This window comes from Streptomyces sp. NPDC012835 (genome assembly GCF_042900885.1).
In the GTDB taxonomy this organism is placed as follows: Bacteria; Actinomycetota; Actinomycetes; order Streptomycetales; family Streptomycetaceae; genus Streptomyces.
Genome location: NZ_JBIBBW010000003.1, coordinates 836,975 through 857,668, shown reverse-complemented (window position 1 = coordinate 857,668; position 20,694 = coordinate 836,975). Strand labels below are relative to the sequence as shown.

23 protein-coding genes are annotated in these 20,694 nt (G+C 71.4%); 13 read left to right on the top strand and 10 right to left on the bottom strand.

Annotated features, from left to right (window positions below; all coding sequences use genetic code 11):
- Window positions 1-120 precede the first annotated feature (120 nt).
- From ACFY6S_RS17055 to ACFY6S_RS17040, 4 genes are all read left to right on the top strand, one after another.
- Window positions 121-723 (top strand): dihydrofolate reductase family protein, encoded by a 603-nt coding sequence (locus tag ACFY6S_RS17055; RefSeq protein WP_388817159.1) that lies wholly within the window; start codon window positions 121-123, stop codon window positions 721-723.
- 643 nt (window positions 724-1,366) lie between these two features.
- Window positions 1,367-1,618 carry a DUF6400 family protein gene (locus tag ACFY6S_RS17050; protein WP_388817157.1) on the top strand — a complete coding sequence of 84 codons (252 nt, stop codon included), beginning with the start codon at window positions 1,367-1,369 and terminating at the stop codon, window positions 1,616-1,618.
- Window positions 1,602-1,832: a hypothetical protein gene (locus tag ACFY6S_RS17045; protein ID WP_388817154.1), complete on the top strand. Its 231-nt coding sequence runs from the start codon at window positions 1,602-1,604 to the stop codon at window positions 1,830-1,832. Before ACFY6S_RS17050 ends, ACFY6S_RS17045 begins: the two co-directional genes overlap by 17 nt.
- Window positions 1,833-2,021: 189 nt before the next feature.
- A complete protein-coding gene (locus ACFY6S_RS17040) occupies window positions 2,022-2,564 on the top strand; it encodes a DapH/DapD/GlmU-related protein (RefSeq protein WP_388817151.1) in 543 nt (180 codons plus the stop codon).
- Between the two features lie 169 nt (window positions 2,565-2,733).
- Here ACFY6S_RS17040 and ACFY6S_RS17035 read toward each other — a convergent pair whose 3' ends face one another.
- Genes ACFY6S_RS17035 through ACFY6S_RS17025 form a run of 3 tightly spaced genes read right to left on the bottom strand, consistent with a single transcriptional unit; the run spans window position 2,734 to window position 4,749 of the window.
- The gene (locus ACFY6S_RS17035; protein ID WP_388817148.1) at window positions 2,734-3,153 is read right to left on the bottom strand and encodes an arsenate reductase ArsC; all 420 of its coding nucleotides are present in this window, start codon (window positions 3,151-3,153) and stop codon (window positions 2,734-2,736) included.
- Window positions 3,146-4,276, bottom strand: coding sequence for an ACR3 family arsenite efflux transporter (arsB, locus tag ACFY6S_RS17030; RefSeq protein ID WP_388817145.1), 1,131 nt, complete (start codon window positions 4,274-4,276; stop codon window positions 3,146-3,148). The genes ACFY6S_RS17035 and arsB overlap by 8 nt, the downstream gene beginning before the upstream one ends.
- Window positions 4,273-4,749 carry an ArsR/SmtB family transcription factor gene (locus tag ACFY6S_RS17025; RefSeq protein ID WP_388817142.1) on the bottom strand — a complete coding sequence of 159 codons (477 nt, stop codon included), beginning with the start codon at window positions 4,747-4,749 and terminating at the stop codon, window positions 4,273-4,275. The genes arsB and ACFY6S_RS17025 overlap by 4 nt, the downstream gene beginning before the upstream one ends.
- Before the next feature lie 103 nt (window positions 4,750-4,852).
- On the opposite strand from ACFY6S_RS17025, the gene arsM reads away from it, so the two are divergent.
- Entirely contained in the window at window positions 4,853-5,698 is an 846-nt protein-coding gene (gene arsM, locus ACFY6S_RS17020; RefSeq protein ID WP_388817140.1) for an arsenite methyltransferase, read from the top strand.
- Between the two features lie 78 nt (window positions 5,699-5,776).
- On the opposite strand, the gene ACFY6S_RS17015 is transcribed toward arsM, so the two are convergent.
- Window positions 5,777-6,223 carry a hypothetical protein gene (locus tag ACFY6S_RS17015; protein ID WP_388817137.1) on the bottom strand — a complete coding sequence of 149 codons (447 nt, stop codon included), beginning with the start codon at window positions 6,221-6,223 and terminating at the stop codon, window positions 5,777-5,779.
- A 942-nt stretch (window positions 6,224-7,165) separates the two neighbouring features.
- On the opposite strand from ACFY6S_RS17015, the gene ACFY6S_RS17010 reads away from it, so the two are divergent.
- A complete protein-coding gene (locus ACFY6S_RS17010) occupies window positions 7,166-7,627 on the top strand; it encodes a pyridoxamine 5'-phosphate oxidase family protein (RefSeq protein ID WP_388817134.1) in 462 nt (153 codons plus the stop codon).
- A gap of 25 nt (window positions 7,628-7,652) precedes the next feature.
- Here ACFY6S_RS17010 and ACFY6S_RS17005 read toward each other — a convergent pair whose 3' ends face one another.
- Entirely contained in the window at window positions 7,653-8,528 is an 876-nt protein-coding gene (locus tag ACFY6S_RS17005; protein WP_388817131.1) for an IS5 family transposase, read from the bottom strand.
- Window positions 8,529-8,780: 252 nt separating this feature from the next.
- On the opposite strand from ACFY6S_RS17005, the gene ACFY6S_RS17000 reads away from it, so the two are divergent.
- The 4 genes from ACFY6S_RS17000 to ACFY6S_RS16985 all read left to right on the top strand — a co-directional run bounded on the left by ACFY6S_RS17000 (window position 8,781) and on the right by ACFY6S_RS16985 (window position 11,347).
- Window positions 8,781-9,506 (top strand): class I SAM-dependent methyltransferase, encoded by a 726-nt coding sequence (locus tag ACFY6S_RS17000; protein WP_388817128.1) that lies wholly within the window; start codon window positions 8,781-8,783, stop codon window positions 9,504-9,506.
- 197 nt (window positions 9,507-9,703) lie between these two features.
- Window positions 9,704-10,165 carry a helix-turn-helix domain-containing protein gene (locus ACFY6S_RS16995; RefSeq protein WP_388817125.1) on the top strand — a complete coding sequence of 154 codons (462 nt, stop codon included), beginning with the start codon at window positions 9,704-9,706 and terminating at the stop codon, window positions 10,163-10,165.
- 17 nt (window positions 10,166-10,182) lie between these two features.
- On the top strand, window positions 10,183-10,773 hold the full coding sequence (locus tag ACFY6S_RS16990) for a hypothetical protein (protein WP_388817122.1): 591 nt from the start codon (window positions 10,183-10,185) through the stop codon (window positions 10,771-10,773).
- 235 nt (window positions 10,774-11,008) lie between these two features.
- Entirely contained in the window at window positions 11,009-11,347 is a 339-nt protein-coding gene (locus ACFY6S_RS16985; protein WP_388817119.1) for a DUF2516 family protein, read from the top strand.
- Window positions 11,348-11,427: 80 nt separating this feature from the next.
- Here ACFY6S_RS16985 and ACFY6S_RS16980 read toward each other — a convergent pair whose 3' ends face one another.
- The 3 genes from ACFY6S_RS16980 to ACFY6S_RS16970 all read right to left on the bottom strand — a co-directional run bounded on the left by ACFY6S_RS16980 (window position 11,428) and on the right by ACFY6S_RS16970 (window position 15,519).
- The gene (locus tag ACFY6S_RS16980) at window positions 11,428-12,699 is read right to left on the bottom strand and encodes a PP2C family protein-serine/threonine phosphatase (RefSeq protein WP_388817116.1); all 1,272 of its coding nucleotides are present in this window, start codon (window positions 12,697-12,699) and stop codon (window positions 11,428-11,430) included.
- A 354-nt stretch (window positions 12,700-13,053) separates the two neighbouring features.
- The gene (locus ACFY6S_RS16975) at window positions 13,054-14,211 is read right to left on the bottom strand and encodes an NlpC/P60 family protein (protein WP_388817113.1); all 1,158 of its coding nucleotides are present in this window, start codon (window positions 14,209-14,211) and stop codon (window positions 13,054-13,056) included.
- Window positions 14,212-14,697: 486 nt separating this feature from the next.
- Window positions 14,698-15,519 carry a class I SAM-dependent methyltransferase gene (locus ACFY6S_RS16970; RefSeq protein ID WP_388817110.1) on the bottom strand — a complete coding sequence of 274 codons (822 nt, stop codon included), beginning with the start codon at window positions 15,517-15,519 and terminating at the stop codon, window positions 14,698-14,700.
- A gap of 343 nt (window positions 15,520-15,862) precedes the next feature.
- Between ACFY6S_RS16970 and mshA the strand changes: the two genes are divergently transcribed.
- Both mshA and ACFY6S_RS16960 read left to right on the top strand, forming a co-directional pair.
- On the top strand, window positions 15,863-17,203 hold the full coding sequence (gene mshA, locus ACFY6S_RS16965) for a D-inositol-3-phosphate glycosyltransferase (RefSeq protein WP_388817107.1): 1,341 nt from the start codon (window positions 15,863-15,865) through the stop codon (window positions 17,201-17,203).
- Window positions 17,204-17,442: 239 nt separating this feature from the next.
- Entirely contained in the window at window positions 17,443-17,946 is a 504-nt protein-coding gene (locus ACFY6S_RS16960) for a YbjN domain-containing protein (protein ID WP_388817104.1), read from the top strand.
- A 64-nt stretch (window positions 17,947-18,010) separates the two neighbouring features.
- Here the strand turns inward: ACFY6S_RS16960 and ACFY6S_RS16955 are convergent, their stop codons facing one another.
- The gene (locus tag ACFY6S_RS16955; protein ID WP_388817101.1) at window positions 18,011-19,441 is read right to left on the bottom strand and encodes an MDR family MFS transporter; all 1,431 of its coding nucleotides are present in this window, start codon (window positions 19,439-19,441) and stop codon (window positions 18,011-18,013) included.
- Between the two features lie 175 nt (window positions 19,442-19,616).
- Here ACFY6S_RS16955 and ACFY6S_RS16950 point away from each other — a divergent pair, with 175 nt between their 5' ends.
- A complete protein-coding gene (locus tag ACFY6S_RS16950) occupies window positions 19,617-20,375 on the top strand; it encodes a phosphoglyceromutase (protein ID WP_388817098.1) in 759 nt (252 codons plus the stop codon).
- Between the two features lie 91 nt (window positions 20,376-20,466).
- Here the strand turns inward: ACFY6S_RS16950 and ACFY6S_RS16945 are convergent, their stop codons facing one another.
- Window positions 20,467-20,619 (bottom strand): hypothetical protein, encoded by a 153-nt coding sequence (locus ACFY6S_RS16945; RefSeq protein ID WP_388817095.1) that lies wholly within the window; start codon window positions 20,617-20,619, stop codon window positions 20,467-20,469.
- Window positions 20,620-20,694 lie beyond the last annotated feature (75 nt).

Genomic DNA, 20,694 nt, shown 5'->3' with positions numbered 1-20,694 from the left:
GGCCGGGCACGGTGAGACGGCCGGCGCGATGACTTCCGGGTGGCGCGCCGGTCTTCCTTGCCGTACACCCGAAGTGCCGTACACCCGGAATGACGAAATCAGCGAAGAGGGGCGAGTCCCATGCGCATCGTGGTGGTCGAGTTCATGAGCCTGGACGGCGTCGTACAGGCGCCCGGCGGGCCCGACGAGGACACGGACGGCGGCTTCGTCCACGGCGGGTGGTCGCACCCGTTCTTCGACCCCGAGGCCGTGGGCGGAGCCTTCGCGGGCGCGGTGACCGGGGCCGAGGCGCTGCTGTTCGGCCGCCGCACCTGGCAGACCATGGCGGCGGCGTGGCCGGACCGCGCCGGTGACCCGTTCGCCGACCGGATGAACGCCGTCGCGAAGTACGTCGTCTCCGCCACCCTGGCCGACGATCCCGGCCCGACCTGGCACAACACCACCCTCATCCCCGGGCAGGACGCCGTCGCCCGCGTCCACCGGCTCCACGCGGCCGAAGGCGGTGACCTCCTGGTCATGGGCAGCCCCACGCTCGTACGCACCCTGCTCCACGAGGGTCTGGTCGACGAGCTCCGCCTCATGCTCATGCCCGTCGTCCTCGGCGGCGGCAAGAAGATCTTCCCCGAGGACGGCACCCTGCGCCCCCTGGAACTGATCTCCGCGGTCACCGGCACCACCGGCACCCAGGTGCTGACCTACCGCCCGGCGGGCGCGGGGCACTGAGGCCGCGACGACACGAGCGACGCCCACCGAGCCGCCGCCGCTCCGGCATGATCGGGCGCCGGAGCACCGCCGCGACGGGTGGCGGGCCCGCGCGAGGAGAGGCGGTCGGTGGGGATCGTCGTCTGGCGCAAGGGGCCCGCGACGCGGCTGGACCAGCCGGCCGACCTCGCCCGGTAGGGCGCGCCGCTGTTCCGGCGTCGCGGGGGTGCCGGGCGGCGGGTACCGCACGGAACACCCACGAGCGCTGCCGCTCCCCCCGGTCCGTCCCGCCGGGGTGGCGGGTACCGCACGGAACACCCGCGAGCGCTGCCGCTCCCCCCGGTCCGTCCCGCCGGGGTGGCGGGTACCGCACGGAACACCCACGAGCGCTGCCGCTCCCCCCGGTCCGTCCGTCCCGCCGGGGCGGCGGGTGGACCGGCGGGCCATGAACTGCGTCACAGTCCCGTGCGCCGGACCGTATCGGCGGCTCGCGGGCGAGACCGGCAACGGCCCGTCCCTGTCGGCCGATCCGGGGGAGTCCCGCCGGCGGGCCGGGGCGACCGGCGCTCCGGGGCGCCCAGGGGCGACTTAGGGCACCCTTCCCCACTGGCGCTGGCGCCTGGTACAGATGGTGGGAATACGTCAGCACATCGGAAGTCTCGCCATGAACCAGGACAACACTCCGGACCTCATACCCTTCGCCATCGATCTGACCTTCGACGAAGCGCGGCGGAGGACCGAGGTCATGGCCGCGCTCGGGCCCGACTGGGACCCGGTGGCCGCCCTCCGGGGCGAGGACGAGGCATACGCGCTCCTCTACTCGGGCCTGGACGCCGAGCAGAGTCGCATCTACGACATGCTGGTGGCGGCCGGTGTGCTGCCGGCTGAGGGGCCCGGCCGTGCGGCTGCCCATTGATCCACAGGCGGACGCCTCCCGGCGCGCCTGGGTGGCCTGCCCGGTCTGCGACGACGCCCGGCACTGCGTTACCTGCGCCGGCCGCGGCAACTGCCGCGAGCACTGGCGCTATCTGCTCGCCAACAACGGGCCGGTCCTCCACCTCCAGTGCCCACGCTGCACGCACCTGTGGTCGCTGGACACCCGCCCCGGTGTCACCCGCCGCGGCGCCTGACACCGTACGCCCGGGCGCCCGACACCGTACGGACCTGACGCACCGTCACTCGCTGCCCGGCCGCCCGTGACCGCGACGAGCGGTTGTACACCCGCTCCGCGTCGGGGACTTCGTGGAATCATCACCCACCTCGCAAGCCCCCGGTGCGTGCTGTGTGCCAGGCACCGGCACAGCAGAAAGGAGCGCGGCATGTCCGACGACCGTCTGATGCGTATCCACAGCCCCGAGTTCCAGGCGATGGCCGAGAGGGTACTGCGGGCCACCGAGCTGACCTCGCGCCTCAACGTCCTGCCCTTCGAGGACGAGGCGGGCAAGGCGGACCTGTTCGAGCAGATCCTCGGCAGGCCACTGCCGGCGCGCGTCACCGTCTATCCGCCCTTCTACACGGACCACGGCCTCCGACTCGACCTCGCCGAGCGCGTGTTCATCAACCAGAACTGCACGTTCCTGGACTACGCCGGCATCCGGCTCGGCGAGCGCGTGATGGTCGGGCCGAAGGTCACGTTCATCACCGTCGGCCACCCGGTCGACCCGTCGGAACGACGGGGGTGGCTGAGCGGCGGGCCGATCGACGTGGCGGAGAACGTCTGGATCGGCGCCGGTGCCACGATCCTTCCCGGCGTCAGCATCGGCCGCGACGCCGTGGTCGCCGCCGGCGCGGTGGTGGCCGACGACGTTCCGGCGGCAAGCCTGGTGACCGGCAGCAAGGCCGCGGTGTGCCGACAGTGGTGACGGCTGCTCCGGGGGAGCGCCCGGCGCCCTCCGGGGTGCCGGGCGGTGACGGAGTGCCGCAGGCGGTGACGGAGTGCCGCAGGCGGTGACGGAGTGCCGCAGGCGGTGACGGAGTGCCGCGGGCGGTCAACTCGCCGGGGTGGTCAACTCACCCGGCTTGTCGGCTGGTTCAGCGCTGGGCGGCGAGGGGGCCGGTGATCAGGGACTGGATCCGCTGCTCGATCTCGTCCCGGATCGGGCGGACCGCTTCCACGCCCCGACCGGCCGGATCGTCGAGCTGCCAGTCGAGGTACGTCGTGCCGGGGAAGACGGGGCAGGCGTCGCCGCAGCCCATGGTGATGACGGTGTCGGACGCCTGAACGGCTTCCACGGTCAGGACCTTCGGCGTCTCGGCGGAGAGATCGATGCCGACCTCCTTCATCGCCTCGACCACGGCCGGATCGACCGTCGCGGCCGGGGCGCTGCCGGCGGAACGGACCTCGACCAGGTCGCCGGCGAGGTGGGTGAGGAAGGCGGCGGCCATCTGAGAGCGTCCGGCGTTGTGCACACACACGAAGAGCACCGACGGCTTCTGCTGGGCGTCAGACACGGGCGGAACCCTCCGGCAGGACGGCGGGATCGGCCGGCGAATCGGCCGACGAGTCGACGGAGCCGGGGAAGAAGCGGCGGGTGGCCAGGGCGACATGGACCAGGCCGATCAGTACGGGGACCTCGATGAGCGGGCCCACGACCCCGGCCAGGGCCTGCCCGGAGGCGGCGCCGAAGGTCGCGATGGCGACCGCGATGGCCAGCTCGAAGTTGTTGCCCGTGGCGGTGAACGCCAGCGTGGTGGCCCGGGGATAGTCCAGGCCCACCGCCCGGCCCAGGGCCATGGACCCGGCCCACATGACGGCGAAGTACACCAGCAGCGGCACGGCGATCCGTACCACGTCCACCGGCTGTGAGGTGATCGCGTCCCCTTGCAGGGCGAACAGTACGACGATCGTGAACAGCAGCCCGTACAGGGCGAACGGGCCGATCCGCGGGATCAGCTTCGCCTCGTACCACTCGCGACCCCTGGCCCTCTCGCCGAGCCTGCGGGTGAGGAACCCGGCCAGCAGCGGGACGCCGAGGAAGATCAGCACGCTGCGGGCGATCTCCGAGACCGATGCGTTGAGGCCGGTGGTCTCCAGCCCGAGCCAGCCCGGCAGAACGGAGAGATAGAACCAGCCCAGCAGGCTGAACGCGATGACCTGGAAGACGGAGTTGAGGGCGACCAGAACGGCGGCGGCCTCGCGGTCGCCGCACGCCAGGTCGTTCCAGATGATCACCATCGCGATGCACCGGGCGAGGCCGACGATGATCAGACCCGTCCGGTATTCCGGCAGGTCGGGCAGGAGGACCCAGGCGAGCGCGAACATCAGCGCCGGGCCCAGCACCCAGTTCAGGACCAGGGAGGGGATCAGCAGGCGGCGGTCGCGGGTGACGGTGTCGAGGCGGTCGTAACGCACCTTGGCGAGCACCGGATACATCATCACCAGCAGACCGAGCGCGATCGGCAGCGAGACTCCGGTGACCGTCACGCCGGCCAGCATGGTTCCCAGGCCGGGCACCAGGCGGCCCAGGCCGAGACCGGTGGCCATCGCGATCAGAATCCACACGGTGAGGAAGCGGTCCAGGAACGAGAGCCGGGCCGCGACCGGTCCTCCCGCCGTGGCGGTCGGGGCGCTCATGACGGGACCACGGCGGGCTCGACGGAGGACGGGAGGGAGGGCTCGGTGGTGGACGGGAGGGAGGGCTCGGTGGTGGACGGGAGGGAGGGCTCGGTGGCGGGCTGGAGGGAATCGGGTCCCGGACGGGTGAGGACCGAGGCGAGCCGGTCCGTCGTCTCGGGCAGCAGTCGGTAGTACACCCAGGTCCCGCGCCGTTCGGAGGCGATCAGCCCGGCCTGCTTCAGCAGTTTGAGGTGGTGGGAGATCGTCGGCTGGGACAGGTCGAAGGCCGGGGTCAGGTCGCAGACGCAGATCTCCCCGCCGTCGCGCGAGGCGATCATCGACAGCAACCGGAGCCGCACCGGATCACCCAGGGCTTTGAACACCTTCGCCAGCTCGACAGCCTGATCCTCGGCCATCGGGGCGGTCAGCAGGGTCGGGCAGCACTCGTCGGCACCGTCCCCGCCGAGCACCACACGCTCTTGTTTTGACATGTTTCTATGTTGACGCCTTTCGATACAGGACGCAAGATGGCATCGAGAAACGTCAATGCAGCCAGCTGGGGGCGGTAGCCCCCAGCACCGAGAGGTGAAGGTCATGAGCGAGCGCCCCGCCGATCTGCGCGAAACCGTCCGTCGTCGCTACGCCGCCGCCGCTGTCCAGGTCGCCGAAGGCGGCACCGCCTGTTGCGGACCGGCCGCGATCGAGATCGACGACAACTTCGGCGGAGGCCGCTACGCCGCCGCCGAACGCGACGAAGTGCCCGCCGCGGCCGTCGCCGCCTCGCTCGGCTGCGGCAACCCCACCGCCGTCGCCGAACTCCGCGAGGGCGAGCGGGTGCTGGACCTCGGATCCGGCGGCGGTATCGACGTCCTGCTCTCGGCCCGGCGCGTCGGCCCCACCGGCAGGGCGTACGGCCTCGACATGACCGAAGAGATGCTCGCCCTCGCGCTCGCGAACCAGAAGAAGGCGGGCGCCACCAACGCCGAGTTCCTCAAGGGCACGATCGAGGCCATCCCCCTGCCCGCGAACACCCTCGACGTCGTCATCTCCAACTGCGTCGTCAACCTGTCCACCGACAAGCCCGCCGTCTTCGCCGAGACCTTCCGCGTCCTGGGTCCCGGCGGCCGGATCGGCATCACCGATGTCGTCGCCGACGACAACCTCACCCCCGCCCAGCGAGCCGAACGCGGCGACTACGTAGGCTGCGTCGCCGGTGCGCTCTCGTTCGCCGAATACCGCGCCGGGCTCGAAGCCGCCGGATTCGCGGACATCGAGATCACCCCGACCCACTCCGTCGCTGACGGCATGCACTCCGCCGTCGTTCGCGCGATCAAGCCCGCGCCGAGCGGCGCCGAGGCGTCGGCCCCGGTCTCGGCCCCGTTCTCGGCGTCGGCCTCGGCGTCGAGGTCGGCCTCGACGGAATCCCGCTGCCAGTGCTGAGCGGCGCTTCCCGTCTTGACGTACGGCCCCGTTGCCGGCGCCCCGCGCGCGCCCGGCTCTCCTGCGTCCCGTAATCGGCTACGTCCCGTAATCGGCAGTCCGCTCGTCGTGGGCGTCTGCCTGCCGGTGGAACCAGTTCCGTCCCCGCTCTCCGAGCATCACTGACCCGATCCAGATCGCAAGAGCCATTCCGATGAGCGCACTTGGCCCGGTCCCGGAGAAGAGTCCGAACAGCGCGCCGAGTATGGCCAGGCCCTCGACGGCGACCAAGGTGGACCGTACCCAGCCGAACCGTTTCGGGGCGTAGAGGGCGGAGAGCGCCAGTACCGCCGCCACGGCGAAGGAGAAATACGCGCTGGCCCGCACCAGACCGAGGTGGCTGACGTCCTGGCCGTGATCGAGCCGGGTGTTGATCAAGGACAGCAGCCACCATCCGCCGAGGCCGTTGATGACAGCTTGGAACCACACTCCCACCAGCGCTAACTTGACGGCGCCTGGCATGCGGTCCGGTACCTGCGCGTTCATGGGGCTCCTCGCTGCCGTTTTCTTTCGCTTGTCGGCCCGACACCAGCCGCCGTACCGCGGCATGGTCGGAGTTCCAGCCGGCGAACTGCATCCTGAACGCCCCCGGCTCCGGTGCGGGCGGTACGAGCCTGCTGTTGGCGCCGCAGATGTCGTGACGCTCGTACCGGAGCCGTTCGGACGGAACGTGGAGGTGGTGCCGCAGGCGCCCTTCACCGTGCCGGACGCCTGGCCTCCGTCCGCGAGCGCCGGCGCGAAGCTGAGGCGGTCGACGGGCTCGACCTTGGTGACGGAGGGAGTGCCGCCGCCCCGTGCGTCATGTCCCTCCACCCTGTCGATACAGCCCCGCGCTGACAATGCCGCGCTGTCGGCGCAATGTTGTGTTCCGGGGGCGCGCGGGGCGGGAACGCGCGTTCCCGTACGCCGGGGCTCGCCCCACCGCTCGGATGTCCGTTCCCGGCAGAAGTGAGCAGACGGGCCTGTTCTGATCAGGGAGTTGTCGTTTTCGGTGGGACGGCACCAGGCCGGGACGTCCCGCCGAAGTTGTCGGGAGGGCTCTGATTTCCTGTTGCACCTCCAGGAGGCCCATATGTTCCGGCATTTGGTGGGGACCGTGACCTGGCCCCGTTCAATTGTCCTGGGACGGCAGTGTCGTTGCCGCGTGGCGCCCGAAAGATGAAGGGGGGACGTGGTGCGTCGTGCTCGGTCAGATCCAGCGCGACGCCATTCGAGGTTAGGGACTAAAGGGCAAACTTACGGCGGTCGGCCCACTAGAGCGTATTTCGAATGTCCTGCCGTCTGTTCCCGCTCCGTTGTGACGCGTTCTGTCCGCCATGGTGATGGTCTCGGCGAAGCTGCTCTTGGGCGTCTGAGCGATGGTCCGCCTCCGGGCTTAGGACCTGCGCCCCATGCGCACGGTGAACCTGCTGGCTAAGGTCGACGCCCATGCAAGCTTCGGAGATCATTCGCCGCACCAGGGCGGAGCGCAGGCGGGACATCCTGGAGCGACTCAGCTCGGAGCGCGACATATGGGTGTCGACGGCCCACCCCGACCACGGCCCTCATCAAGTGCCCCTGTGGTTTCTGTGGGACGGGCAGGCAGTGTGGATGTGTACCGGCGCGAACTCCGCGACCGCGCGCAACGTGCATGACGAACCGCGCGTACGGCTGGCTTTGCCGGATGCCTTCGACGTGGTGCTGCTGCAAGGGGAAGCGAGGTGCTATCCCGCGCGGGAAGTGCCAAATGATGCGGCAGATGGGTTCGCGGGTAAGTTCGGCTGGGATCCGCGTACAGAAGAGACCCCCTTCCTATACCTGTGCGTGGCGCCGAAGACAGTGCGCGCCTGGCGCGGAGTACCGGAACTTCGCGGCAGGGTCGTGATGCGCGATGGGGTCTGGCTTGCGTAGCACGGGCGTAATGTGAACGTGCTGATCACAGCCACTCGTTGAGGGTTGCTACGAGGACGGTCGCCTCGTAGCGGACCGCGAGTTTGTCGTATCGCGTGGCAACGGCACGGTTCCTCTTGAGGCGATTGATCCCGCACTCGACCGCGTGCCGCTCGCGGTAGTCAGCCTTGTCGAAATGCGGTGGCCGACCGCCGCGGGAGCCGAGATTCCTGCGATTATGGGCCTGGTCGGCCTTGTCCGGGATGGTGCAACGGATCCCGCGGCGGCGCAGGTACGCGCGGTTCCTGCGGGAGGCGTACGCCTTGTCAGTCCTCACGCGATTGGGACGGACACGTGGCCGTCCAGGTCCGATGCGGGGCACACGCACCCTCTCCAGCACGGGTTCGAACTGCGGCGAGTCACCGCGCTGCCCGGCCGTGATCACGATCGACATGGGCCTCTGGCCTTGTTCGACGGCAAGGTGCAACTTAGTTGTGAACCCGCCGCGCGAGCGTCCCAGCGTGTGATCTCCGGGCTCCATGAAGACACCTCCCGGCGGTTCCTTTTGCAGGTCACCCCGCTTGCGGGCGCCGGCCGCATGCTGGTGAGCGCGGCACACCGTGGAGGCGACGCTCAGATCCCAAGTGATCGCACCCTTGGCGTCGGCCAGGGACTGGAGCCGGGTAAGGACCTGGTGCCAGGTGTCATCCCGCTGCCATCGACGGAAGAGGTCGTAGATCCGGCCCCACGGCCCGTACTCCACGGGCACGTCCCGCCACGGCGCACCTGTACGGACCCGGAACCTTATGCCGTCGATCAGTTGCCGCCGGGGCCAAACGGGCGGCCGACCCGCCTTCATCCCCTTAGGCAACAACGGCTCCAACACCGCCCACTGTTCAGCCGTGAGATCTCCCCGACCCATGAATTGCGATCATCCACAGCTCAAGATCGACTTTCGATACACGCCCTAGGACAGCGGTTCGTCGTCCATTCCGCTTCCGTGTGACTCGGTGTGAACCACTGTGCAGAAGCGGCGGGAACGAGAAGAAGGAATGGGATCGAATCTCCCATCCGAGTGATCGGCCGAAGATCTCTCACGGCAAAAGGCCAACACCGCTGGCACGCGGCGAAAGTGGGTAGGCGTCCGAGCTCAGCGGCCTCTACGTTCGGCCTCATGACAGACGAATGTTTTGGACATCCACGGCTCGCCGCGATCTACGACCCACTCGACCCCGATCGCGGCGATCTCGACGCGTACGTCCGGATGACGGAAGAGTTCGGGGCACGTCAAGTGCTGGACCTCGGCTGTGGAACAGGCGTGTTCGCGCTTCTGCTGGCTGAACGCGGGATCGAAGTCGTGGGTGTCGATCCCGCTCAAGCGTCCATCGACGTGGCCCGAGCCAAGCGGGGCGGCGAGCGAGTGCGCTGGATCTGTGGCGATGCCACGACACTTCCGCCGATGCGGGCCGACCTGGCAACCATGACCGCGAACGCCGCCGAGCAGATCCTTGATCCGCAGGCATGGCGCGAGACCCTGCGTGGCGCGTACGAAGCACTACAGCCGGGTGGCCGTCTGGTGTTCGAGACCCGGGACCCAGCCAGACGCGCCTGGGAGGAGTGGAACCGCGAAGCCTCGTATCGCGTTACGGAGATCCCGGATGTCGGCCCAGTCGAAAGCTGGGTCCAATTGATCGAGGTGAGCGAGCCGCTGGTGACGTTCCGCTGGACCTACGTGTTCGCTGCCGACGGGGAAGTGATGACGTCGGACTCCACCCTGCGCTTCCGCGAGCGGCAGGAGGTCGAGGCGGAGCTGATCGCGCAGGGGTACGTGGTGGAGGACGTACGCGACGCGCCCGACAGGCCGGGCAAGGAGTTCGTCTTCGTCGCGCGACGTCCGTAGCTCAGCCCACGAGAGACCTTGCCGCACGGATCGATCGGGACTCGATCACTCCGCCGAGCAGATCGAGGGGGAACCCTCACAAGCACTGGGAACGGACATCGGAGTGCGCGGCGACAGGGGTGCGTGGTCACCGTGGCGTGGAACACTTTTGCAAGCGTGTGCTTGCAAAAGTTAGCGACCGGGCGCAGGATGGCCGCATGGCATCACTCAACGTCGGCAATCTCGGCGAGTATCTGCGCGAGCAGCGGCGCACCGCGCAGCTGTCGTTGCGGCAGCTCGCCGATGCCGCCGGGGTGTCGAATCCGTATCTCAGCCAGATCGAGCGCGGGCTGCGCAAGCCGAGCGCCGACATTCTCCAGCAGCTGGCCAAGGCGCTGCGGATCTCAGCGGAGACGCTGTATGTGCAGGCCGGGATGTTGGACGAGCGGGAGAGGGAGGAGCTGGAGACACGTGCGGTCATTCTGGCCGATCCCTCGATCAACGAGCGGCAGAAGCAGGTGCTTCTGCAGATCTACGACTCGTTCCGCAAGGAGAACGCGACCGACGCCGACCCGGCGCCCGGCGCGGACGGTGACGACGGCGGTGGCGGCGGTGCCGCCGGCCGTACGGGTCCCGACGTGCCGCCCGCCGGCCCAGCAGCCACACCACCCTCACAGTGATCCGGGAGGACACAGTCATGGCCATCACCGATGACCTGCGCAAGACCCTCACCGACCCGAGGCCCCTCTACTTCGCCGCCGGAACGGCCGAGCTGGCCGTCGAGCAGGCGAAGAAGGTGCCCGGTCTGATCGAGCAGCTGCGGGCCGAGGCGCCCGGCCGGATCGAGGCGGTACGGAATTCCGACCCCAAGGCCGTGCAGGACAAGGTCAGCGGACAGGCCAAGCAGGCGCAGGCGACCGTGCAGGCCAAGTTCACCGAGGTGATCGGGTCGATCGACACCGATCTGAAGAAGTTCGGCGAGACCGCCCAGGACCTGGCGCTGCGCGGCGTGGGCGTGGCCGCCGAGTACGCGGTCAGGGCCCGGGAGACGTACGAGAAGGTCGCCGAGCGCGGTGAGCAGACCGTACGGTCCTGGCGGGGCGAGGCGGCGGACGAGATCACCGAGATCGCCGTGGCCGTCGAGCCGGAGCCCGCCCCGGCGCCCGCCCCCGCGCCGGAGGCCGGAGCGGAGGCCGGAGCGGAGCCCAAGCCCGCCACCGCCACCGCCGCCAAGAAGGCCACCCCGCGCAAGGCGCCCGTGAAGAAGGCCGCCACCGAGACCGAGTAGCCGAGTGGGCCGAGCCGACCACCGACCAGTGGACCGAGCCGACCACCGACCAGCGGGCCAAGCAGGACGAGTGGGCCGAGCGGAACGAGTGGGCCCAGCAGCGGGCCCCGGCCGCGGCTCTCCGTAGCCTCAGCTGCCCCGTAAGTGTGCACGCGGGCCGGGCACCTCCACGGTGTCCGGCCCGTTGTCCAGGTACCTTGGCTGTTCGGTCCGGACTTTTCAGGAGGTGCTCAGCATGTTGATGACGGGGTTCAGCTCGATCCTCGCCCTACTCAGCCTGGCCATGGCCGTCCTCGCCGTCGTCGCGCTGTTCTTCGCCGCGACGGCCCGGGAGGACGCGTACCGGGCGGCCGACAAGCAGACGAAGATGTTCTGGCTGATCATTCTCGGTCTCACGGTCGTCGTGGACCTGCTCATCCCGGGAATGATGTTCCTGCGGATCGCCGGGCTCGTCGCCACCATCGTCTTCATGGTCGACGTACGCCCCGCCCTCAAGACGGTCTCCGGCGGCGGACGCCCCAGCGGCGGCTCCAGCAGCGACGGCCCGTACGGCCCCTACAACGGCGGGCGCTGAGGCCCCCGGCCGGGCCGCACGCGCCGCCAGCCGGCGGCGGGCCGGGCCGTCCGCGCCTCGGCCCGGCAGCCGGCCGGCTCTCACGCGCCGCGATCCAGCAGCAGCACCGCCACGTCGTCGGTCAGCTCCCCGCCGTTCAGCTCCCGCGCCCGGGCCACCGCCGCCTCCAGCAGATCGTCGCCGCTCAGCCCGCTCGCCAGCTGGCTGTTGATCATCTCGACCATGCCTTCCTGGCCCAGCCGCCGCGTGGAGCCGACCCCGACCCTGCCCTCGATCAGCCCGTCGGTGTACATCATCAGACTCCACACCCCGCCCAGCTCCACCTGCCTGCGCGGCCAGCGGGCGTGCGGCAGCAGCCCCAGGGCGGGCCCGCCCTCCTCGTACGGAAGCAGCTGCGCCGCCCGGCCCTGCCGGGTGACCAGCGGCGACGGGTGGCCCGCCAGGCAGAGGCCGGCCCGCCGCCCGTCGGGCGCGATGTCGACCGTGCAGAGCGTCGCGAAGATCTCCTCGCTCTCCCGCTCGTGCTCCAGCACCTGCTGGAGCGTCGACAGAAGCCGGTCGCCGCAGAGTCCCGCCAGCGTCAGCGCCCGCCACGCGATCCGCAGCTCCACCCCGAGCGCGGCCTCGTCCGGGCCGTGGCCGCAGACGTCGCCGATCATCGCGTGGACCGTACCGTCCGGTGTACGGACCGTGTCGTAGAAGTCGCCGCCCAGCAGCGCCCTGGACCGACCCGGCCGGTAGTGGGCGGCGAATCGCAGGTCCGAGCCCTGGAGCAGGGGAGTGGGCAGCAGGCCGCGCTCCAGCCGGGCGTTCTCCTGGGCACGCAGCCGCGACTCGGTCAGCTGGCGCTGCGCGATGTCCGCGCGCTTGCGCTCGACGGCGTACCGGATGGCGCGGCTCAGCAGCCGCCCGTCCAGCTCGTCGCGGAAGAGGTAGTCCTGCGCGCCGACCCGTACGGCCGCCGCCGCGCGCTCGGCGTCGCCCTCCGCCGCCAGCGCGATCACGGCGTGGCGGGGCGCGAGCCGCAGGACGTGCTTCAGCGGCGCCAGCCCGTCGCTCGCGTCCATCCCCGGAATGCCGGGCAGGGCCAGGTCCACCAGGACGCAGTGGATGTCGTCCGTGAGCAGCCGTTCGGCCTCGGTGAGGTTACGGGCGGTACGGATGCGCAGCCGCGTTCCGCTTCCCTCGCGCTGGTCGGAGTGCTCCGGCGGTTCGGGCGCGGTGATGTCGCCCGCCGGGTCGTCCTCGATCACCAGGAGCGTGAGTTCGCCGCCCTTGGCGGAGTCCGCGGCGGTCCGCGTCTCAGCCGGCGGTCCTGTGCGCTGCCGCGGTACGGGTACGGATGCGGGCATCGGTCTGGGTTTCCTTCCCTCCCCCCGAGGGCACGGCGGGGGCGCCGGTCGACGCCCCACCAGACGGGGACCATAGCGGTAGCCGCCGCCCCAGCGGAATGGTCCGTCGGCGAAGCGCCGTCGTCATATGCCGTATCCCGTAACGCGTCGCGGGTCATTCGGGCACCGGAGCCCATGACAAACATCACGCACGGTGGTAGGGGCACGGGACGGGGACGGGCTATATGTCTGCCGCGTCACTTCTGCGTGCTTTTGTGCCGCTCGTTGTCCGGACTCATCGGCCCGGATCAGCGAATCAGCGAATCAGCGGATCAGCGAATGGCCGGATTCGCCGGATTCGCCGGATTCACCGGGTCAGCTGTCGGGCCGTACGACTCCGAGGATGACCATCGACCCCGCGCCCGCCAGCGTCACGTTCCGGCCCGGCCTCGGCGCGTGCACGATCCGGCCGTCACCGACGTACATACCGACATGGCTGGCGTCCGAGTGGTAGATGATCAGGTCGCCCGGCCGCATGTCCTTGATGTCCACGCGCGGCAGCAGACGCCACTGCTCCTGCGAGGTGCGCGGTATGGGCCGGCCGGCCGCCAGCCACGCCTGCGAGGTCAGCCCGGAGCAGTCGTACGAGTACGGTCCCGCCCCGCCCCAGACGTACGGCTTGCCTATCTGGGCCGTCGCGAACTCGACGGCCTTCCTGCCCTGCTCGCTCGCTGCCAGGCCGGCCGCCCCGGCGGACCCGGCCGCCCCGGCGGACCCGGCCGCCGCGACGGCCCCCGATTCCAGCCACGCCGTCTGGGAGCGCCGCGCCGCCGCGCGCTCCAGCTCCGCGAGCCGCTCGCGGTCCTTCTTCGCGAGGCTCGCTTCGAGCTTCTTCGCGGCGGAGATCCGCTTCTTGATCTCCTTCTTCGCCTTCTCCTTCTTCGCCCGGGCCGCCTTGAGCTGCTCCCAGTGCGTGGCGGAGTCGGCCGCGTAGGTCTTCAAGTCCTCCTGCTGCCGGGTCAGTTCGAGGAGGAGATCGCCGGCGGCCTTCTGGCCCTGCTTGATCCTGCCCATGCCGTCGAGGAACAGCTGGGGGTCGCCGGCGAGCATCAGTCGGGCCTCCGGCGGTAGCCCGGCGTCCCGGTACTGGGCGCGGGCGGCGGCGCCCACGCGGGCCTTGAGGGTGTCGATGCGCCGCCCGATCCTGACCAGGTCCCCGGCCAGATCGACGACCTCGGCGGACTGCTTCTTCACCAGCTCGTCGGCGAGGTTGTAGGCGTCGGTGGCGGAGGCGGCCTTCTGATAGAGATCCTCGATCTCCTTGCGGACGTCCTCCAGGGACTTCGTCCCGGACGCGGCGGGCGCCGACATCCCGGGCGGCAGTTCGACCGGCGGCGGGGCCACGGGCGAGGGGGACCCGGCGGGGGCGGGCGGGGGCGCCGCGTACGCCCGGTGTGTCAGGTCCGGCGATGCCAGCACGGCCAGTGCGCAGACCAGGCTGGTCGCGGCAGCGGCACAGCGACGTCGGTTCACAGACTCCCCCTCCGGACCGAGCCCCGTCCTGTGCACCGGAGCCTCAGCTGACTCACCGTCAGTAACGCGTTCCCCTGTGGTGATCGTGCCATGTTCCCCCGCAAAGAGACAGAGCCGAAGAGACAGAGCCGAAGAGGCAGAGGCGGCGAGGCAGAGGCGGCGAGGCGGGGGCGGCGGGGCAGCGAGGTGGAGTCGGCGGAGGCAAGGGTGCTGAGTCGAAGGGGCAGTGACGACTGGGCAGATGGGGAAAGGGCCTCGCGGGTTGCCTCGGGTACGCGGTGTCCGTGCCCGCCGGGCGGCCACGCGGTGTCCGTGCCCGCCGGGCGGCCCGGTCGGTCGTCGTCGGTCGTCGGGTACGCCGCGTCCGTCCCGCCGACCCGCCCGGCCGGTGCCCGTAGGGAGGCTCCCGACCGGTGTCCGCGGGGAGGCTCCCGACCGGTGTCCGCGGGGAGGCTCCCGGCCGGTACCCGTGGAGAAGCGCCCCGGTCAGTAACGCGGCGCCAGCGCGGCCCAGTTCACCGTCGCCTCGCCCTGCCGCCACCGCCGCGCGTCGTCCGTCAGCGGCCAGTCGGCGGAGAGGTCCCGTACGGCCCGGATCCAGCGCTGCCGCGCTCCCAGCGACGCGTACGGAGCCGCCGCCGCCCACGCCCGGTCGAAGTCGCGCAGGAACGCGTGGACCGGTTCGCCCGGCACATTGCGGTGGATCAGCGCCTTGGGCAGCCGCTCCGCCAGATCGGAGGGGCGGCCGAGCGAGCCGAGCCGGGTCGCGAACGTGACCGTACGCGGCCCCTCCGGACCGAGCGCCACCCACACATGGCGCCGGCCGATCTCGTCGCAGGTGCCCTCCACCAGCAGCCCGCCGGGCGCGAGCCGCGCGCACAGCCGTGCCCAGACGGCGGCGACCTCGTCCTCGTCGTACTGGCGCAGGACGTTCGCCGCCCGGATCAGCACCGGCCGTCGGCCGTCCGGCAGCGGGACCTCGAACCCGCCGTGCCGGAAGCGGAGCCCGTCCCTCTCGTACGGCAGCGCGGCGGCGACCCTGGCCGGGTCGATCTCGACGCCGACGACCTCCGTACGCGGCTCGGCCGCCCGCAGCCGCCGCAGCAGCTCGACGGCGGTCCAGGGCGCGGCGCCGTAACCGAGATCCACCACCACGGGGTCGGCGGCGCGGCGCAGGGCGGAACCGTGGACGGCGGCGATCCAGCGGTCCATGCGCCGCAGCCGGTTCTGGTGAGTGGTGCCCCGGGTCACCGTGCCGACCGGGCGCGCCGGGGCCGCCGAGCGGGAAGGACGGGACGGGGACACCATGGAAACGAGCCTAACGACCGGGGACCGGCAGCCCGCGACCGGCAGCCCGCGACCGGCAGCCCGCGACCGGCGACCGGCGCACGGCGACGGGCGACCGGCGACGTCCGCCCGGCAACCGCCCGGCGGCCGGGCGGCGGACACCGGAACCCACGGTCCGGGTGACGGTTGAGCCACCAACAGTAACGTTTTGGCAAAACGGAAATGAAGGGGTGCGTTCCGCTGTTCTCGCCCTTCGGAGAGGGCGTGACACCCCTCCCGTCGACGTGCTCCCGGACCCGTCGACCTGTTCCCGATCCGCCGACCCGTCCCCGGATCGCGGGTCCCGAGCGAGAGGACAGCGGACGTGAGCCAGTACGTGTCCCGCATCGCCGGCACGTTCGTGGGGCCGCCCCGTCTCAGGCGCCCCGGCCAGTACCGCAAGCCCCGCCGGATCGCCATGCTCAGCGTCCACACCTCCCCGCTGCACCAGCCGGGCACGGGCGACGCGGGCGGTATGAACGTCTATATCGTCGAGCTGGCCAAACGGCTCGCCGCCATCGACATCGAGGTGGAGATCTTCACCCGGGCCACCACGGGCGGCCTGGCCCCCGCCGTGGAGCTGGCCCCCGGTGTGCTCGTACGGCATGTGGACGCCGGACCCTACGAGGGTCTGGACAAGGAGGAACTGCCCGCGCAGCTGTGCGCCTTCACCCACGGGGTGATGCAGGCGTGGGCCGGCCAGCGCCCCGGCTACTACGACCTCGTCCACTCCCACTACTGGCTCTCCGGACATGTCGGCTGGCTCGCCTCCGAACGCTGGGGCGTTCCGCTCGTGCACGCCATGCACACCATGGCCAAGGTCAAGAACGCCGCGCTGGCGACGGGCGACAAGCCCGAGCCCGCGGCCCGGGTCATCGGCGAGACCCAGATCGTGCGCGCCGCCGACCGGCTGATCGCGAACACGGCGGAGGAGGCCGACGAACTCGTCCGCTTCTACGACGCCGACCCCGCGAAGCCGGCCGTCGTCCACCCCGGAGTGAACCTGGAGTGTTTCCGTCCCGGCGACGGCCGCGCCGCCGCCCGCGCCCGGCTGGGGCTGCCGCCGGACGCCTTCATCCCCCTCTTCGCGGGCCGCATCCAGCCGCTGAAGGCGCCCGACGTGCTGCTGCGCGCCGTGGCCGTGCTCCTGGACGAGGACCCCTCGCTGCGTACGAGGCTGGTCGTGCCGGTCGTCGGCGGCCCGAGCGGCAGCGGTCTCGCGAAGCCGGAGGGCCTCCAGAAGCTGGCGGCGCGGCTGGGGATCGCGGATGTCGTACGGTTCCGGCCGCCGGTCGGCCAGGAGCGGCTGGCCGACTGGTTCCGGGCGGCCTCGGTGCTGGTGATGCCCTCGTACAGCGAGTCCTTCGGCCTGGTCGCCATCGAGGCCCAGGCGGCGGGCACCCCGGTGGTCGCGGCGGCGGTGGGCGGGCTGCCGGTGGCGGTACGGGACGGGGTGACGGGCTTCCTCGTACCCGGCCACGAACCGGCCGCGTACGCGCGGGCGCTGCGCCGCTTCCTCGACCACCCGGAACTGGTCGACCGGATGGGCGCCGCCGCGGCGGAGCACGCGCGCGGCTTCGGCTGGGCCACGGCGGCGGCGGCCACGGCGGACGTCTACCAGGCGGCGCTGTACGACCACCGGCGCCGGGGCCGTACGACGCGCTGAGGGCGGCGGGTACCGCCCCCCCCCGCCACCCACCGGTCCGGCCGCCACCCGCCACCCGCCGGTCCGGCCGCCACCCGCCACCCGCCGGTCCGGCCGCCACCCGCCACCCGCCGGTCCGGCCGCTACCCGCCACCCGCACCCGCTGCCCCGCCACCGCCGGTCCGGCCGCCCCCGCCACCACCGGTCCGGCCGCCACCGCCGCCCGTGTCGGCACCGCCGTCCTGCCGTAGGCTCGCACCATGGCTGACGTCGACGTCGTACAGCGGACCGCGCGGATCATCGAGGAGACGCTGAAAGGCGCCGAACTGGCCTGGGAGAGCCCCGAACCCGGCGCGTACGTGGTCACCCTCCCCGGCATCCGCAAGCTCGCGACGACCTGCTCCCTGCGCGTCGGCCGGCACGCGCTCTCCCTCAACGCCTTCGTCATCCGCCACCCCGACGAGAACGCCGAGGGCGTCCACCGCTGGCTGCTGGAGCGCAACCTCAGGCTGTACGGGGTGGGTTACGCGGTCGACCGGCTCGGCGACATCTATCTCACCGGCAAGGTCCCGCTGGCGGCGGTCACGGAGGACGAGATCGACCGGCTGCTGGGAGCGGTGCTGGAAGCGGCGGACGGCTCCTTCAACACGCTGCTGGAGCTGGGGTTCGCGAGCGCGATCCGCAAGGAGTACGCGTGGCGGGTGTCGCGCGGCGAGTCCACCCGGAACCTGGACGCCTTCGCGCATCTGACGCGGCCCGCGTAGGGCCCGGGGCCGCCGCGCGGGCCCCCGGGCACAGTGGCGGCGGTCCGCGAGGTGAGGTGACGTCTCAGGGCGCCGGCGCGGCAGCGGGGCCCGCGGCCTCCACGGGCCCCGGAACCTCGCGGGGAGCGGGCAACCGCGCCGGACCCCGAACCGGTACCGGACCATCCCCCGACCCCGACCCCGACCCCGACCCCGACCCCGACCCCGACCCCGACCCCGACCCCGACCCCGACCCCGTTTCCGCCTCCGCCCCCGCCTCCGCCCCCGCATCCGTTTCGCACCCCGACAGCCCCCGCATCAGCAGCCAGTACCCCAGCGCCGCCGCCGTCCCCAGCACCGCGCAGGCGCCCCACAGCCAGTCCGCGCCGTAGTGGTCGAGGACGAAGCCCGACATCAGCGGGGCGACCAGGGCCGCCACCGACCAGGACGTCGTGTACATGCCCTGGTAACGGCCCCTGCCGTGCACCGGGGAGAGCCGCACCACCAGCCCGGCCTCGGTGGGGGCGTTGACGATCTCGGCCAGGGTCCACACGCAGACGGTCAGCGCGTAGAGGGCGATCGACCCGGCGAACGCCGTCAACCCGAAGCCGTACCCCGCGAACAGCGAGGAGACGATCAGCAGCCGTCGCGGATCGCGGTGCTGGATGAGACGGGTGACCGGGATCTGCATCACCACGATCAGCACACCGTTCACCGCGATGGCCGCCCCGAAGTCGGCGCTGTCGAATCCGTCCGCCCCCATCGCCACCGGCAGCCCCACGTACCCCTGCTGGAAGATCAGCGCCACGACGAACGACAGCCCGACGAGGCTCATGAAGCGCCGGTCGCGCAGGACCGTGCGCATCCCGACCGCCGCCGCCGGCCTCCCCGCCGCGACCGGCACCTGCTCCGGCCGGGACTCCGGCAGCTTCAGGAAGACCAGGACCGCGCAGGCGAGCGTCATGACGGCCTCGCCCAGGAAGCCCGCGAGATAGCTGTACTGCGCGATGAAGCCGGCGCCCACCGACGAGACCGCGAAACCCAGGTTGATCGCCCAGTAGTTGAGCGAGAAGGCCCGCACCCGGTCGGCCGGCTTCACGATGTCGGCCATCATCGCCTGCACGGCCGGCCGCGACGCGCTGGACGCCATCCCCACCAGGAACGCCACCGCCGCGATCGCCACCGGCTCCCGCATGAACCCCAGCAGCGCGACCGAAGCGGCCGTCGAGGTCTGCGCGACCAACAGCGTGGGCCGCCGTCCGAGCCGGTCCGTGAGCACCCCGGCGACCAGGGACGAGATGACCCCGCCCAGCCCGTGGAGCGAGGCCACCAGCCCGGCGTACGAGGCGGAGTAACCCCGGTCGAGGGTGAGGTAGAGCGCCATGAAAGTGGCGACGAACGCCCCGAGCCGGTTGACGAGCGTGCTCGCCCACAGCCACCAGAACGCCCGGGGCAGCCCCGACACGCTCTCCCGCACCGCACGCCGCGTGGCGAGGACCGACGAGGCGACGGACATGCGTGTTCCCCCTGGCGGACAGCTGCGGTAAGTGGTCGAACGGACGGTCGAAACTTACGCAGGGGTGCCCGGCCGCCGCCACCCGATTGACGGCACCGGTCAACGGTCCGGCCGGCCTCCCGGGAAGGCGGACGGGCCCGCCGCCGCCCAAAGGGTTTCCATTAGGCTCGGGGCCATGGCCGACGCACCGTACAAGCTGATCCTCCTCCGCCACGGCGAGAGCGAATGGAACGCGAAGAACCTGTTCACCGGCTGGGTGGACGTCAATCTCACGGACAAGGGCGAGAAGGAGGCAGTGCGGGGCGGTGAGCTGCTCAAGGACGCCGGTCTGCTGCCCGATGTCCTCCACACCTCCCTCCAGAAGCGCGCCATCCGCACCGCGCAGCTCGCGCTGGAGTCCGCCGACCGGCACTGGATCCCCGTCCAGCGCTCCTGGCGCCTGAACGAGCGCCACTACGGCGCGCTCCAGGGCAAGGACAAGGCCCAGACGCTCGCGGAGTTCGGCGAGGAGCAGTTCATGCTCTGGCGCCGTTCGTACGACACCCCGCCGCCCGCGCTGGAGGACGGCGCCGAGTTCTCGCAGAGCGACGACCCCCGCTACGCCACGATCCCCAGCGACATCCGCCCGAGGACCGAGTGCCTCAAGGACGTCGTCGAGCGGATGCTGCCGTACTGGTACGACTCGATCGTCCCCGACCTGATCGCCGGCCGTACGGTCCTGGTCGCCGCCCACGGCAACAGCCTGCGCGCGCTGGTCAAGCACCTCGACGGGATCTCCGACGCGGACATCGCCGGTCTGAACATCCCGACCGGCATCCCGCTCGTCTACGAACTCGACGCCGACTTCCGCCCGGTCACGCCCGGCGGCACGTACCTGGACGCGGACGCGGCCGCCGCCGCCATCGAGGCCGTGAAGAACCAGGGCAAGAAGTAGCCGACCGCGTAAGGGCCCCGTCCGCCGGAAGCACGTTCCGGCGGACGGGGCCCTTCGCCTACGCGTACGGTCCCGCCGCGCGCGCGTACGGTCAGCCGCAGCCGCCACCGCACTGGCAGGAGCCGCCCGACTGGCAGCCGCAGCCGCAGCCCGAGCCGCAGCCGCAGGCGCCGAGGACGGGCAGGTACGCCGGGGAGCCGGGGGCTTCCGAGCGGGGGTCGGTCGTGGTGGGGGAGTCGGTCATGAGCTGATCCTCCTCAAAGGCGTGCACGGATGTCGCCTCCCTCCATTGCACGCCCGCCCGGCCGGGCGCATCAAC

Coding starts and splice junctions, on each gene's coding strand:
- ACFY6S_RS17055 (WP_388817159.1), top strand. CDS start 121: ATGCGCATCGTGGTGGTCGAGTTCATGAGCCTGGACGGCGTCGTACAG.
- ACFY6S_RS16955 (WP_388817101.1), bottom strand. CDS start 19,441: ATGTCCGTCGCCTCGTCGGTCCTCGCCACGCGGCGTGCGGTGCGGGAG.
- ACFY6S_RS17000 (WP_388817128.1), top strand. CDS start 8,781: ATGACAGACGAATGTTTTGGACATCCACGGCTCGCCGCGATCTACGAC.
- ACFY6S_RS16970 (WP_388817110.1), bottom strand. CDS start 15,519: ATGGTGTCCCCGTCCCGTCCTTCCCGCTCGGCGGCCCCGGCGCGCCCG.
- ACFY6S_RS17050 (WP_388817157.1), top strand. CDS start 1,367: ATGAACCAGGACAACACTCCGGACCTCATACCCTTCGCCATCGATCTG.
- ACFY6S_RS16980 (WP_388817116.1), bottom strand. CDS start 12,699: ATGCCCGCATCCGTACCCGTACCGCGGCAGCGCACAGGACCGCCGGCT.
- ACFY6S_RS17025 (WP_388817142.1), bottom strand. CDS start 4,749: ATGTCAAAACAAGAGCGTGTGGTGCTCGGCGGGGACGGTGCCGACGAG.
- arsB (WP_388817145.1), bottom strand. CDS start 4,276: ATGAGCGCCCCGACCGCCACGGCGGGAGGACCGGTCGCGGCCCGGCTC.
- ACFY6S_RS17010 (WP_388817134.1), top strand. CDS start 7,166: ATGCAAGCTTCGGAGATCATTCGCCGCACCAGGGCGGAGCGCAGGCGG.
- ACFY6S_RS16945 (WP_388817095.1), bottom strand. CDS start 20,619: ATGACCGACTCCCCCACCACGACCGACCCCCGCTCGGAAGCCCCCGGC.
- ACFY6S_RS16950 (WP_388817098.1), top strand. CDS start 19,617: ATGGCCGACGCACCGTACAAGCTGATCCTCCTCCGCCACGGCGAGAGC.
- ACFY6S_RS16995 (WP_388817125.1), top strand. CDS start 9,704: ATGGCATCACTCAACGTCGGCAATCTCGGCGAGTATCTGCGCGAGCAG.
- ACFY6S_RS16960 (WP_388817104.1), top strand. CDS start 17,443: ATGGCTGACGTCGACGTCGTACAGCGGACCGCGCGGATCATCGAGGAG.
- ACFY6S_RS17015 (WP_388817137.1), bottom strand. CDS start 6,223: ATGAACGCGCAGGTACCGGACCGCATGCCAGGCGCCGTCAAGTTAGCG.
- ACFY6S_RS17040 (WP_388817151.1), top strand. CDS start 2,022: ATGTCCGACGACCGTCTGATGCGTATCCACAGCCCCGAGTTCCAGGCG.
- ACFY6S_RS16985 (WP_388817119.1), top strand. CDS start 11,009: ATGTTGATGACGGGGTTCAGCTCGATCCTCGCCCTACTCAGCCTGGCC.
- ACFY6S_RS16990 (WP_388817122.1), top strand. CDS start 10,183: ATGGCCATCACCGATGACCTGCGCAAGACCCTCACCGACCCGAGGCCC.
- ACFY6S_RS17005 (WP_388817131.1), bottom strand. CDS start 8,528: ATGGGTCGGGGAGATCTCACGGCTGAACAGTGGGCGGTGTTGGAGCCG.
- arsM (WP_388817140.1), top strand. CDS start 4,853: ATGAGCGAGCGCCCCGCCGATCTGCGCGAAACCGTCCGTCGTCGCTAC.